Below are 13,028 nucleotides of genomic sequence, written 5' to 3'. Positions count from 1 at the left end.
CCATGAAAAGACGGTTCCAGACTATGCAATCTCGCCATTTCTTACTGCAGCATACTTCCATTTTAACCTTCGTCTCTGTATTGGTTTTAATGGGTGTTGTGTTCGGTGCTATTGTGGTGAATAGCTTACAAATAGAGCAACGAGAGGACTTGTTTGGGTACGTGTCCCAATTTTTTCAACAATTTTCCGCAGGACAGCTGGCGGACCCTAACAACTTGTTTACACAAAGCGCTTGGGATAACGCGAAAACGATTGGACTTATGTGGCTATTAGGCATATCCGTTGTTGGCGTACCTGTCGTGCTTTTCTTCTTATTTATAAAAGGAATCGTGCTCGGGTTTACGGTCGGGTTTTTAGTAGGAGAAATGGGCTGGGAAGGTGTTTGGATCACAACGCTTTCCATCCTTCCACAAAACATTTTGCTACTTCCTATCTTTGTTGGGGTTGGGGCCAGTGCGGTATTGGTTTCTTTCCGAATGGTGCGAAAGCAGTTTACAAAAACACAAGAACCAATGTGGCCGCTGTTTCGGCAATACACGCTTATTTTAGGAGGGGCGCTTTTACTAGTTGTCGTAGCTGCTGGCGTGGAAGCGTATGTATCGCCACAGTTTTTGCAAACCCTCAACCTCCCTTCTTTTGCCGGATTAGGAGTGGGCAAGCAATAGTTTGTTTGTAAATATTATTATATAATAATGATTTTGATTACTGGATTAGAATCATTCTCTTTTGCTTCCTGGCTTCTTCTGTTATACTAAGGGCTATAGAGAAGACAGTTAACAATACGCTTGTTTCAGCGTAGCACATGCCCACTCATCCTTGTGAGCGGATGTGGCAGGGGAGGGTACGGTAAATGGAGAAACGAATCCAACGAGTAAAAGAACAATTACATGCGGCAAGTTATAAACTAACGCCTCAGCGTGAAGCGACACTCCGCGTGTTGCTAGAGCGCGAAGAAGACCACTTAAGTGCAGAGGACGTCTACTTGCTCGTTAAAGAAAAAGCACCTGAAATCGGTTTAGCCACGGTGTATCGAACATTAGAACTTTTAACTGAACTAAAAGTTGTCGACAAAATCAACTTCGGAGATGGTGTATCTCGCTACGACCTTCGTAAGGAAGGCGCGAAGCACTTCCACCATCACCTCGTCTGTATCGAGTGCGGAGCTGTTGATGAAATCCAAGAAGATTTGTTAGGCGACGTCGAAACCGTAGTGGAATCACAATACAACTTTTCAATCCAAGATCATCGACTCACATTCCACGGAATCTGTTATCGATGCCAACCGAAAAAAGACTAATCGACCTTTTCTTTCTCCAGTGATGTGGGGAGGGGAGGTTTTTTGTTATCACGCATGTCTATAAAAATGGAGCCCTGCAAATCGAATACGTTATCGACGACCAAAAGAATCGTGTGAATCAAAAGGCATATGCGAATGGAGATACGATTTCCTATAACTACGAGCCAGCTGGTAAAACCTCAACGATTTACCAGTCGAAGCTAGGTGACGTCATCCAGTACTTGTATGATTTTGCCGGGCTGATGGCGTCGGTTCTAGGTGTAAATGAGGAAAGAGCGTACCATATGTACAACGAGTCAGGTAAAATAAAAAAGTCTTTCATCGGCGACGCTACGTACGGACTCAGCACGTACCACGAGTACAACGATGAAGGGAACTTAATTAGATACCGTATTGAAGAAGCGAACCAAACGATTCTGGATGAAACGCTTCAATACGATGCGAATGGCAACAGAGAATTTGTGACAAACTTTACCGGAGATAGGACCGTCTATGAATACGATCCGAGTAACCGCCTAGTAAGAGAATATCGATCGAATGAAAACAACACGGTCGAATACGATTACGGGTACGTATACGAAGGAATAGACGGCGTCATGAACAACCGCACGAGCAAAACGAACTTCACTTGGACGATGCACCAGTACGCATACAACGCAGCGAACGAAATCACCTATACAGACGGCGTTCGCTTTCAGTACGACGCGAATGGTAATTTGATCTCGGACGGTACTCGTATCTTCAGTTATAACGCCAAGAACCAACTAGTGAACGTCACAGACAACAATGGTCTTCCAATTGCGAGCTTTGAGTACGATCATCAAGGCTTCAGAACGAAAAAAATGACACCAACGAAAGTAGAAAATTACTTTTATAACGTCGGCTACTTGTCGTACATTACAGACGGTCAAAACAATTTGACGTTTAGCTTCACAAGAACGGCAACAGGGACGCCGATTTGTGTAAACGATCATCGAAATAATACGGTGGAAACCTATTTCTATATTCGAAACAGCCATGGTGATGTGATCCAACTCAGGAATAATTCCGGAAGCGTAGTCGCAAGTTACGAGTATGACGCTTTCGGTGTACTTTTATCTCCTAGTGGGAGTGGCATAGCACGAGAGAACCCATTACGGTATGCCGGTTATTTTTATGATGAGGAGACCGAACTGTATTATTTGAACGCACGGTACTATGCGCCTCGTTTGGCCCGTTTTCTGACGAGAGACCCACTTCCGAGTAGTAATCTGTATGTGTATTGTGGGAATAATCCGGTGATGTTAGTGGATTATTATGGGAATCGTCCAGTAGCTCAAGGATTGTCGGATAGTGAGGCTATGCAAATATAGAATGAAGTCAGGAATAGTAGAAATGAGCCTGAGTCGTCTCCAGGAACAGGGGGATCAGGTCAAGACAGTTTAATCAAGGATGTTACAACTGGGGGACTGATGGGGGGATCTGGAGGTGGAGCGGATAAATATGCACATGACAAAACTAAAACCTATAAAGATGTAAAGAATCCCCAAACACGTTTTGCGAGAGTTAACGGTGGATTTCTCGGTATTAAAGACCCAGTCTCTGTTTACAGTCCAACAAATGCAGCGTTTAAAGCTGCAACAAAATTTGGCGTATTAGGATTTGGCGCAGGAATAATATACGATCGGGCCACGGGTTCGAGTTGGGGAGAAAGTATAATTAACAATGCGGGAAAGAGATCGGCTTCATTGGCATCAAAGTCCTGTGTCGGGATATGATCGATAGAGAATCCATGTTTCGCTTCTTTGATATAGTTCTCCATGCACGCTCGCTGATTATAAATACGCCAAATGTCATAAGGCTGCCACGCTAGATTCGTCACAATCACTTCTTCTTTCCACTCCAGTTCGGGTAGACACATCTGGTTTTCTTCCCATGTCTCTGCCTCTGTTTTTCGGATTGCAACCACACGTCTTGGCTTTTCCCACGTACTTGCTTGGTAGTAGAACGCCGCCTCTTCTTTTGATCCAGCCATCTTCCTGCACAACACGGCACCAAGTCAAGTTACGTAGGATCTTTCGAATCGGGTTCGTCTTTGATAACTTTTACGTCCTGGTTTTCCAGGGTTCACCCCAACTTCCGCTTTTTCTTGATTGCCGTACACTGACTCGATCGTAGAATCTAAATCGAGAATGATGTGAGATGACAAAAGGGGCGTGGCTAACTCCATCATGGTCATCGGAAGGAACTTGGAGATTTTATGGCGTGCCATTCTGCTGTATTCTTTGTGGAGTGTCGTATAGTGCGGGCATGTTTCCCCGAAGTGTTTCTGAATCATTGGGTCATGAGATAAATGTTGAAAGTGAGACACACGTTCTGCAAAAGTGAGCCAGCCAATGACAAAGTACTCCAACATCGTACTGAAGGAATATTTGGAGCTGGGCTTTTTCAAAAAATCCAGCGTCTCAAACTTCTTTCTTAGCTCAATCTTCTGGCAAAATTGCAAAATAGGAAGCAGTCCTCCGAAAGAAGTTGTTTTTCCGAGAGAAAAATCTAGTTTTATACGTGAAAGATTTGTGGTAGAATTCACCTTAAAGGTGCTCCTTTCTCTTTGGATTGTGTTGTCGTTAACACTAGTATACCAAAGGTGAGGGCACTTTTTTATGTTTTAAGGACAGTTACTTTCTAAATCCGGGTTCAGTCGAAGATATTGGAAAGATTAAAATTGCTCCATCTATCGGATGAATAAGATACAAAAAATAATCACTTAAGAAGAAAGGTGTTTTTTGATGGACAAAATTAGAGTAGCTATTATTGGAACGGGATTTGGTGCGAAGGTACATGCCCCGTTGATGAGTCGTCACCCTGGATTTCATGTAACTTCAATCGCGAGTGTAAATAGAGGTCGGTTGAATGAAATCACTAATGAAACTGGCATAAAAAGTGTGTATGACGACTGGAAGGAAATGCTTGTGAGAGAAAAGCCGGATTTAGTATCGGTTACGTCTGCTCCAACGTTACACCATGACATGGTCTCAGAAGCTTTTAAGTTAGGCTGTCATGTACTCTGCGAAAAACCGATGGCTTTTGATGCAACCGAAGCACAAAATATGATACATATGCGAGATGAAGCAATGCGACTGGGCGTGATCAATTTTGAATGGCGATTCCTACCCGCAAGGCAAAAAGTAAAAGAGTTATTAGATCAAGGTCAAATCGGAAAGATCCAACACATCAACTATTCCGGAGCCTCACCAGGGTACCGAAATCTAACTTCAAGCAAGAGAGGTTGGTTAGGGAGCAAGGCTGAGGGTGGAGGCATGCTAGGTGCCATCGGTTCACACATGGTCGATGCATTGTTGTGGTGGACGAAAGATCAGATTGCCACCGTTCAAGGTCAATTGATGACACATGTGCCTACTTTTGTCGCAGACTCCGGGGAAACAGAGAATAGAGACGCAGACGACGGTTTCCACTTTTTCGGAAGTTTTCATAGTGGCACGACGTTTACTTCTAGTTTCGTCACAGCCGCACATCATAGCTCAGGTTGGCGTCTAGAAGTGATCGGAACAGAAGGTACCATCCTTATGACAAACGATCAAAAAGTTGAAGTTGGTATGGGGAGCGCACCGATGAAAGAAGTACCACTTTCCAGTTCACCTGCAGTGCCTGAAGATTTCGGGACACCTATAAAAAGGTATTATGCAGCGTTTTACCCAATGCTGGACCATTTACATGATGCTACTGTTCGTTTTAATCAAAAAAGTGACTTAGCTTCGTTCGAAGATGGCTATCGTGTCCAGCTCGTTCTCGATGCTGTAAGAAAGTCATCAGAGGAAGGGCGTCGTTTGGATATTTGACTATAGGTGTTAGACCCTCATATATGGTCATGAACAAACCAATCTAGCGTATTTAAACAGATATCAGTATATTCCTCGTCCACTTTGGCATAGTCTGGTAGTAAAAGAAAACAGTAGCTATGTGTTAACTCACGCCAGACGATTAAAGAAGGTGGAAGAACTATGAGATTCATGAGAATGACAGGACGATTACTCCGTGTTTTCTTATTATTTACCCTCTCAACAGTTATGTTTTATTATGGTATGATTTGGGTAAATCAAGAGTACGAGAACTACCAGCGGTACAATAAACCCGAGGGGGCAGCTGTGAAGGTGGCTGCGGATGGTCAGCCGGATGATTGGTCATGGTGGGATCGGCTCGTTTGGTTTACGTTCAGTGGGGAGTAGGTTTACGTGAAAGATGAATTGCTAGATTTCTTACGCTACCTTCGTTTAGAGCGAGGGCGTAGCGAAAATACAATAGAAGCGTACCACCGAGATATTACTCGTTATGTACAGTATTTAGAATCGGTAGAGCAGCTTACGAACTGGAAGGATGTTGAACGGTTACACATTGTCCAGTTCTTTCAGTTTTTGCAAGAGGAAGGGAAATCGACTAGAACAGTAGCACGTCATACGGCGTCGATCCGTTCGTTTCATAAATTTTTACTGCTTGAGAGGAAGGTTGATCGTGACCCAACGATTCATCTTATCTCGCCAAAGATGGAGCGGTCTTTGCCAAAGGTATTATCTTTGCAGGAAGTTGATGCCATGCTTGAGGCCCCTACTGGGAAGCGGGTACTTGTGTTGAGGGATCGCGCTTTATTGGAAGTCATGTATGCAACTGGTCTGCGAGTGAGCGAACTCATTGGCCTCCAAATAAGTGATGTTCACCTTTCTTTAGGCTTTCTGCGGGCAAAAGGAAAAGGTGGGAAAGAAAGAATTGTGCCAATGGGCTCAAAAGCAGAAGAAGCAGTGACCCTCTATTTGCAAGAATCACGCCCTTCTTTAGTGAAACAACGGAAGGAAGAGGCGCTGTTTGTGAATTTTCATGGCAAACGGTTAACGCGTCAAGGGTGCTGGAAGCTGCTTAAAGCGTTTGCGAGGGATGCGGGCATTCAAAAGGAAGTGACTCCGCATACACTTCGCCATTCGTTTGCAACGCATTTGGTGGAGAATGGGGCTGATTTGCGGGCCGTTCAGGAGATGCTCGGTCATGCCGATATTTCCACTACGCAAATTTATACTCACGTTTCGAAGGCTCGCTTAAAGGATGTGTACACTCAATTTCATCCGCGCGCGTGAAAGTTTTGTTATTATGTACTAGCAATAGTAAAGGACTTTACCTCGATCCGCGGTCAGAGCGATATATCCGCGGTCAGAGCGATATATCCGCGATCAGGAGAATATATCCGCGATCAGAGCGATATATCCGCGATCAGAGCGATATATCCGCGGTCAGGAGAATATATCCGCGATCAGGGCGACATATCCGCGATCAGAGCGATATATCCGCGGTCAGGAGAATATATCCGCGATCAGGAGAATATATCCGCGATCAGAGCAATATATCCGCGGTCAGTGCGATATATCCGCGGACAGGAGAATATATCCGCGATCAGGAGAATATATCCGCGGTCAGAGCGATATATCCGCGATCAGGAGAATATATCCGCGGTCAGAGCGATATATCCGCGATCAGGGGAATATATCCGCGATCAGAGCGATATATCCGCGGTCAGGAGAATATATCCGCGATCAGGGCGACATATCCGCGATCAGAGCGATATATCCGCGGTCAGGAGAATATATCCGCGATCAGAGCGATATATCCACGATCAAAAGAATATATCCGCGATCAGTGCGGTAGTGTAGAGTTTCTACTGCATGTTTAGCTGTCAGACCTCTTACATCTCTAGAACAGAGAGAAACAGGGTAGGCTACATACATAAAATGAAGTTCGTTAGGAGGAAATGATCATGAGCACGAAGTCATTTCGTCGTGTTTTTTTAGTTGTGATGGATTCTGTAGGTATTGGGGAAGCACCTGATGCGAAAAAATTTGGTGACGAAGGAGCCCATACGTTTGGTCATATCGCTGAGCGGATGAACGGTTTAAATATGCCGAATATGGAGAAACTTGGCCTCAGCAATATTCGCGAGATAAAAGGAATTGCAAAGGTAGACAAGCCAATGGGGCACTATGGAATTTTAACAGAAGCCTCAGCAGGAAAGGACACGATGACAGGACATTGGGAAATGATGGGTTTGTACATTGATACACCATTTCGAGTGTTTCCAGACGGATTCCCAGATGAGTTAATTCAGCAACTAGAGAAGGAAACGGGCAGAAAGATTATCGGAAATAAACCAGCAAGTGGAACAGCTATACTTGATGAGCTAGGCGAAGAACATATGAGAGACGGTTCTCTCATTGTCTATACATCAGCAGATTCTGTATTGCAAATTGCAGCCCATGAGGAGATTGTGCCTCTTGAGGAGCTTTACGACATTTGTGAAAAAGCAAGGGCGATGACAAAGGAAGAACCGTACATGCTTGGACGAGTCATCGCGCGTCCGTTTGTCGGGAAACCAGGTTCCTTTGAGCGCACACCGAATCGCCACGATTATGCGCTAAAGCCATTTGGAAAGACGGTTATGAACACGCTTCAAGATGCTTCTCTTGACGTTATCTCATTAGGAAAGATTAGCGATATTTTTGATGGGGAGGGAGTAACTGAAGCGGTTCGTACCCTTTCTAACGACGATGGAATGGACAAATTACTCGATACTTTCGGTAAGTCCTTCCAGGGATTGTGTTTTTTGAATCTTGTTGATTTTGATGCAAAGTATGGACATCGTCGCGATCCGATCGGGTACGGGGAAGCACTGGAGCAGTTTGATCGTCAGATTGGGGATGTTCTTCCGAAAATGACAGAAGACGACTTGCTTATTATTACAGCGGATCATGGGAACGATCCTGTCCATCCTGGAACGGATCATACACGTGAAATCGTGCCTCTTGTCGTCTATCATACGGGGATTGATAAAGCAGTAGAAATTCAAACATCCACTACGTTTGCAGATGTTGGCGCGACGATTGCTGACAATTTTGATGTGAATATGCCGAAATACGGAAAAAGCTTTTTGGAACAAATTAACTAGTAATAGGGGGAGAACCGTTATGCGTATGGTAGACCTCATTCAAAAGAAACGTGATGGTCACGCGTTAACTAAGAAAGAGATTCGTTTTATCATCGAAGGCTACACGAAAGAAGAGATTCCCGATTATCAAGTAAGCGCTTTAAGTATGGCCATTTTCTTTCAAGATATGACAGAAGAGGAGCGGGCTGAGTTGACGATGGCCATCGTTGAATCCGGGGAGCAAATTGATTTGTCTGCTATTGAGGGGACTAAGGTAGATAAGCATTCCACAGGTGGCGTTGGAGATACGACTACGCTCGTTCTCGGACCTCTTGTCGCAAGTGTTGGGGTTCCGGTTGCTAAAATGAGTGGACGCGGTCTTGGTCACACAGGTGGGACCATTGATAAGCTCGAAGCAGTAGAAGGTTTCCATGTAGAAATCGAGAAAGAAGAATTTGTTCGATTGGTGAACGAGCACAAACTAGCGGTCATCGGTCAAAGTGGGAATCTAACACCTGCTGACAAAAAACTGTATGCACTTCGTGACGTCACTGCCACTGTAAACAGCATTCCGCTTATTGCAAGTTCCATCATGAGCAAAAAAATAGCAGCTGGTGCCGATGCGATCGTACTGGATGTTAAAACAGGCGCTGGGGCTTTCATGAAAATATACGAAGACGCACAAGAGCTCGCGCAAGCGATGGTCAATATCGGAAACCGAGTCGGTAGACAAACGATGGCGATTCTTTCTGACATGAGCCAACCGCTCGGCTTTGCGATCGGCAATGCACTCGAAGTGAAGGAAGCGATTGATACGTTACGTGGTGAGGGTCCTGAAGACTTAACAGAGCTTTGTCTTACCCTAGGCAGTCAGATGGTTGTACTCGCTAAGAAGGCTGACACACTGGAAGAAGCTCGCACTCTGCTAGAAGGAGCGATTTCATCTGGTAAAGCACTCGAAGTGTTTGAAACCTTCCTCATGAATCAAGGTGGTAAAGGGGAAGTTGTCAAAGACCCATCCTTACTTCCCCGAGCTAAGCATATTGTGGAATTAGAAGCGAAGGAAGATGGATTCATCGAAAGCCTAGTAGCTGATGAAATCGGGACCGCAGCGATGTGGCTCGGTGCAGGTCGGGCAACGAAAGAGAGTACAATTGATATGGCAGTCGGACTCGTACTTAACAAAAAGGTCGGAGACAAAGTACAAGCAGGTGATTCCCTTGTCACCATCCATGCCAACGATCAAAGCCAGTTGCAAAAAGTAAAAGAGAAACTATATAACGCGATTTTGATTACGGAAGAACAAGTGAAAGCACCAACGCTCGTACACGAAGTGATGACATCCGCTACGTAATAGTGATTAGAACACCTTTCCACTGGGAGAGGTGTTTTTTGTGTGGGTAAAAGGAAAACTTTGTATAATTATAGTTAGATTGGAAACACTGGTATGAGACGGAATGTCGTGAATGTAGCAGCGATGCCAGTAGAACTTTGGAGGGATTCGTAATGGGAAAACGTATCGTAACTGTTTTACTTTTAGCCACCTTCTTCTTTGCAATGGCACTTCCACAACAAGGAGTTTGGGCAAAAGAATCGACAAATGAAGAGGGTAAGCAACCTAATCTCGCTCAAAATGCAAAATCTGCTCTTCTCATAGAACGAGATAGTGGGCAAGTGTTGTTCCAAAAAAATCAGCACGACCGATTGCCACCAGCTAGTATGACCAAAATTATGACGATGTTATTAATTATGGAAGCGTTAGATAGTGGCAAAATTACTCTCGATGAAACGGTAACCGCGTCTGAACATGCCGCTAGTATGGGAGGCTCACAAATTTTTCTGGAGCCTGGAGAAGAAATGACGGTCGAAGAAATGCTAAAAGGAATTGCGATAGGTTCTGGAAATGACGCATCTGTAGCCATGGCTGAACACATCGCAGGTAGTGAAGAAGCTTTCGTTGATATGATGAATGAGAAAGTAAAGGAGCTTGGGCTAAAAGATACGAACTTTGTGAATCCGACGGGTTTGTCTGCGGAGAATCATTATTCTTCTGCCTATGATATGGGCATGATGGCAAAAGAACTTTTGAAATACGATAAAATTACCGAATTTACTGGTGTATACGAAGATTACTTACGTCAAGACTCCGAGAAGAAGTTTTGGCTTGTCAATACGAATAAGCTTGTGAAATTTTATAAGGGTGTTGATGGGGTAAAAACCGGATTTACCCAAGAAGCTAAATACTGTTTGACCGCGACTGCCGAAAAGAATGGGATGCGGGTGATTGCTGTTGTATTTGGAGCACCTACACCAAAAGATAGAAATGCACAAGTGACCGCCATGCTTGATCATGCGTACGCACAGTACAAAACGTCTCCATTGTTCGAAAAGGATGAAGTCTTGGCGCAACTACGCGTTTCAAAGAGTGAACAAAAACGTGTGGATGTCACGACAAGTGAACCCATCTCTATCTTAACGAAAAAAGGAGAAAACACGGATGGTTTCACACATGAAGTCATGCTAGACGACTCTGTTAAAGCACCGATGAAAAAAGGAGATACTGTCGGAACGCTTCAAGTAAAGAACGGTGACAAAGTGGTAAGTGAAAGTCCAGTGGTCCTAAAGGAAGATGTAGAAAAAGCATCTTGGTGGACTCTGTACAAAAGATCCTTCGGCATGTTTTCGAAAGTATCCCCATGATAAGAGCGCTAATCCGAATTTATGAGCGTTAATCCCGAGATAAGAGCGTTAATCCGAGTTTATGAGCGTTCATCCCGAGATAAGAGCGTTAATCCGAATTTATGAGCGCTAATCCCGAGATAAGAGCGTTAATCCGAGTTTATGAGCGTTAATCCCGAGATAAGAGCGTTAATCCGAGTTTATGAGCGCTAATCCCGAGATAAGAGCGTTAATCCGAATTTATGAGCGCTAATCCCGAGATAAGAGCGCTAATCCGAGTTTATGAGCGTTAATCCCGAGATAAGAGCGTTAAAGTACTTACCCTAAAGAATTTGTCGACATTGCACTTCTTTTGTCGTGGGGAAGGGATTTTGACTAAGTAAGACGAAACCTCTTCTTTGAGAACTGTTTAAAAAAGAAACAGACCTTTAAGAGGAGGCGAGAGGTGTTGGGCTTACACATTGACATGGAAGTTGTTGATGACGTTTTATGTGTCCGTTTGAGTGGCGAGTTAGATCACCACAGTGCGGAGGGCTTGCGCCAGAAAGCGTCAGAAGCAATAGAAACCTATAATATTCAACATATGATCTTGAACTTAGAAACCTTATCGTTCATGGATAGCTCAGGTCTAGGGGTGATTTTAGGACGATACAAACAACTAAAACAAAAGAACGGTCAGATGATCGTCTGCGCCATTTCACCTGTTGTCAAACGGATGTTTGATTTATCAGGGCTGTTTAAAATCATTCGTTACGAGGAAAACGAATTGTTTGCACGAGAACGGCTGGGGGTGGCGTAAATGAAAAATGAAATGCATATACAATTTTCAGCAAGAAGTGAAAATGAGTCGTTCGCTCGGGTCACTGTGGCTAGCTTTGTTGCCCAATTAGATCCGACAATGGATGAACTTACAGAATTAAAAACAGTCGTGAGTGAAGCGGTTACGAACGCAATTATTCACGGTTACCACAATACGGGAGATGGATTTGTATACATTTCTTGTGTAGCAGAAGGTGGCGCGATTGACCTCACCATTCGCGATGAAGGCATGGGGATAGATGACATCGAAGAGGCAAGACAACCATTGTTTACGACCAAGCCGGAATTAGAGCGTTCAGGAATGGGCTTTACGATTATGGAGAATTTCATGGACGCGATTGACGTGACGTCCACTCCGGGTGTAGGGACGACTATTCATTTGCGAAAACAGGTCAAAAAACAAAATGCGTTGATGAAGTAAGGGAGTCTTGCCCATGGAAGTCGAAGTGACACAACAAAAGAAAAAAATATACGGCAAAGACACTGAAGTCAAGGAGCTAATTGAACGCAGTCAACAGGGCGATCAACAAGCACGAGACCAAATCGTTGAACAAAACATGCGGTTAGTGTGGTCTGTTGTTCAACGCTTCTTAAATCGAGGGTACGAACCTGATGACTTATTTCAAATTGGTTGTATTGGTTTGTTGAAGTCTGTAGATAAGTTTGACTTAAGCTATGATGTGAAATTTTCAACTTATGCTGTGCCCATGATCATTGGAGAGATCCAACGCTTTATTCGTGATGATGGTACAGTGAAAGTAAGCCGCTCTCTCAAGGAGATGGCCAACCGGGTGCGCAGAGCTAAGGATGAGCTGACGAAAGACCTAGGAAGAACACCGACGTTACATGAGTTGAGTGAGTTCCTAGATATTTCATCAGAGGAAATTCTCCTTGCCCAAGAAGCGTCTCGCGCACCATCAAGTATTCATGAAACAGTGTATGAAAACGACGGTGATCCTATCACACTTCTCGATCAAATTGCTGATGAAGAGGACGGTAAATGGTTTGATCAAATTGCTTTAAAACAAGCGATTCGTGAGCTTGATGAGCGAGAACGACTTATCGTGTACTTGCGATACTTTAAAGACCAAACCCAAACCGAGGTCGCTAATCGTCTTGGTATCTCTCAAGTGCAAGTGTCGAGACTGGAGAAAAAGATTTTGGATATGATGAAGGAGAAAATGGGATAGGGAATTCGACTCGCAATCCTCGTTTTGCAATAGTTTAATCAGAAAAGTAGACCAATTAAATGGTCTACTTTTTCTTTTACTT

At 44.1% G+C, this 13,028-nt stretch carries 15 protein-coding genes; 13 read left to right on the top strand and 2 right to left on the bottom strand.

From position 1 onward, the window contains the following. Nucleotides 1-2: 2 nt before the first annotated feature. The 3 genes from spoIIM (at nucleotide 3) to HHK01_RS09360 (ending at nucleotide 2,649) form a co-directional block, all read left to right on the top strand. Complete coding sequence (gene spoIIM / locus HHK01_RS09370; protein ID WP_170007543.1) at nucleotides 3-665, top strand: stage II sporulation protein M; 663 nt, start codon at nucleotides 3-5, stop codon at nucleotides 663-665. A 185-nt stretch (nucleotides 666-850) separates the two neighbouring features. Beyond that, nucleotides 851-1,297 carry a ferric iron uptake transcriptional regulator gene (gene fur, locus HHK01_RS09365; protein WP_170007542.1) on the top strand — a complete coding sequence of 149 codons (447 nt, stop codon included), beginning with the start codon at nucleotides 851-853 and terminating at the stop codon, nucleotides 1,295-1,297. Between the two features lie 113 nt (nucleotides 1,298-1,410). Further along, nucleotides 1,411-2,649: an RHS repeat domain-containing protein gene (locus tag HHK01_RS09360; RefSeq protein WP_170007541.1), complete on the top strand. Its 1,239-nt coding sequence runs from the start codon at nucleotides 1,411-1,413 to the stop codon at nucleotides 2,647-2,649. 233 nt (nucleotides 2,650-2,882) lie between these two features. Here the strand turns inward: HHK01_RS09360 and HHK01_RS15780 are convergent, their stop codons facing one another. After that, on the bottom strand, nucleotides 2,883-3,311 hold the full coding sequence (locus tag HHK01_RS15780) for a transposase (protein WP_170007540.1): 429 nt from the start codon (nucleotides 3,309-3,311) through the stop codon (nucleotides 2,883-2,885). Between the two features lie 24 nt (nucleotides 3,312-3,335). Next, entirely contained in the window at nucleotides 3,336-3,866 is a 531-nt protein-coding gene (locus tag HHK01_RS09350) for a transposase (RefSeq protein WP_170007539.1), read from the bottom strand. 199 nt (nucleotides 3,867-4,065) lie between these two features. On the opposite strand from HHK01_RS09350, the gene HHK01_RS09345 reads away from it, so the two are divergent. The 10 genes from HHK01_RS09345 to sigF all read left to right on the top strand — a co-directional run bounded on the left by HHK01_RS09345 (nucleotide 4,066) and on the right by sigF (nucleotide 12,946). Continuing rightward, nucleotides 4,066-5,136, top strand: a complete 1,071-nt coding sequence (locus HHK01_RS09345; protein WP_170007538.1) for a Gfo/Idh/MocA family protein — start codon at nucleotides 4,066-4,068, stop codon at nucleotides 5,134-5,136. A 162-nt stretch (nucleotides 5,137-5,298) separates the two neighbouring features. Further along, nucleotides 5,299-5,523, top strand: a complete 225-nt coding sequence (locus HHK01_RS09340; protein ID WP_170007537.1) for a YqzK family protein — start codon at nucleotides 5,299-5,301, stop codon at nucleotides 5,521-5,523. A gap of 6 nt (nucleotides 5,524-5,529) precedes the next feature. Further along, nucleotides 5,530-6,420, top strand: coding sequence for a site-specific tyrosine recombinase XerD (xerD, locus tag HHK01_RS09335; protein WP_170007536.1), 891 nt, complete (start codon nucleotides 5,530-5,532; stop codon nucleotides 6,418-6,420). Further along, on the top strand, nucleotides 6,417-7,010 hold the full coding sequence (locus HHK01_RS09330; protein ID WP_228027531.1) for a hypothetical protein: 594 nt from the start codon (nucleotides 6,417-6,419) through the stop codon (nucleotides 7,008-7,010). The genes xerD and HHK01_RS09330 overlap by 4 nt, the downstream gene beginning before the upstream one ends. Before the next feature lie 84 nt (nucleotides 7,011-7,094). After that, the gene (gene deoB / locus HHK01_RS09325; RefSeq protein WP_170007534.1) at nucleotides 7,095-8,279 is read left to right on the top strand and encodes a phosphopentomutase; all 1,185 of its coding nucleotides are present in this window, start codon (nucleotides 7,095-7,097) and stop codon (nucleotides 8,277-8,279) included. A gap of 19 nt (nucleotides 8,280-8,298) precedes the next feature. Then, complete coding sequence (locus HHK01_RS09320; RefSeq protein ID WP_170007533.1) at nucleotides 8,299-9,612, top strand: pyrimidine-nucleoside phosphorylase; 1,314 nt, start codon at nucleotides 8,299-8,301, stop codon at nucleotides 9,610-9,612. 152 nt (nucleotides 9,613-9,764) lie between these two features. Continuing rightward, the gene (locus HHK01_RS09315; RefSeq protein ID WP_194241261.1) at nucleotides 9,765-10,958 is read left to right on the top strand and encodes a D-alanyl-D-alanine carboxypeptidase family protein; all 1,194 of its coding nucleotides are present in this window, start codon (nucleotides 9,765-9,767) and stop codon (nucleotides 10,956-10,958) included. Nucleotides 10,959-11,385: 427 nt separating this feature from the next. Next, entirely contained in the window at nucleotides 11,386-11,736 is a 351-nt protein-coding gene (gene spoIIAA, locus HHK01_RS09310) for an anti-sigma F factor antagonist (RefSeq protein WP_170007532.1), read from the top strand. Beyond that, the gene (gene spoIIAB / locus HHK01_RS09305) at nucleotides 11,737-12,177 is read left to right on the top strand and encodes an anti-sigma F factor (protein WP_170007531.1); all 441 of its coding nucleotides are present in this window, start codon (nucleotides 11,737-11,739) and stop codon (nucleotides 12,175-12,177) included. 13 nt (nucleotides 12,178-12,190) lie between these two features. Next, nucleotides 12,191-12,946 (top strand): RNA polymerase sporulation sigma factor SigF, encoded by a 756-nt coding sequence (gene sigF / locus HHK01_RS09300; RefSeq protein WP_170007530.1) that lies wholly within the window; start codon nucleotides 12,191-12,193, stop codon nucleotides 12,944-12,946. Nucleotides 12,947-13,028 lie beyond the last annotated feature (82 nt).

The organism is Bacillus fonticola (assembly GCF_012955605.1).
Lineage (GTDB): Bacteria > Bacillota > Bacilli > Bacillales > JC228 > Bacillus_CG > Bacillus_CG fonticola.
The sequence above is the reverse complement of the archived record's forward strand: the minus strand, read 5'-3'. Positions and strand labels throughout refer to the sequence as shown.

Bases quoted from the DNA above. Each gene is read 5' to 3' on its own strand.
- HHK01_RS09345 (WP_170007538.1), top strand. From the start codon at position 4,066: ATGGACAAAATTAGAGTAGCTATTATTGGAACGGGATTTGGTGCGAAG.
- HHK01_RS09340 (WP_170007537.1), top strand. From the start codon at position 5,299: ATGAGATTCATGAGAATGACAGGACGATTACTCCGTGTTTTCTTATTA.
- HHK01_RS09315 (WP_194241261.1), top strand. From the start codon at position 9,765: ATGGGAAAACGTATCGTAACTGTTTTACTTTTAGCCACCTTCTTCTTT.
- HHK01_RS15780 (WP_170007540.1), bottom strand. From the start codon at position 3,311: ATGGCTGGATCAAAAGAAGAGGCGGCGTTCTACTACCAAGCAAGTACG.
- spoIIAB (WP_170007531.1), top strand. From the start codon at position 11,737: ATGAAAAATGAAATGCATATACAATTTTCAGCAAGAAGTGAAAATGAG.
- sigF (WP_170007530.1), top strand. From the start codon at position 12,191: ATGGAAGTCGAAGTGACACAACAAAAGAAAAAAATATACGGCAAAGAC.
- spoIIM (WP_170007543.1), top strand. From the start codon at position 3: ATGAAAAGACGGTTCCAGACTATGCAATCTCGCCATTTCTTACTGCAG.
- HHK01_RS09320 (WP_170007533.1), top strand. From the start codon at position 8,299: ATGCGTATGGTAGACCTCATTCAAAAGAAACGTGATGGTCACGCGTTA.
- deoB (WP_170007534.1), top strand. From the start codon at position 7,095: ATGAGCACGAAGTCATTTCGTCGTGTTTTTTTAGTTGTGATGGATTCT.
- fur (WP_170007542.1), top strand. From the start codon at position 851: ATGGAGAAACGAATCCAACGAGTAAAAGAACAATTACATGCGGCAAGT.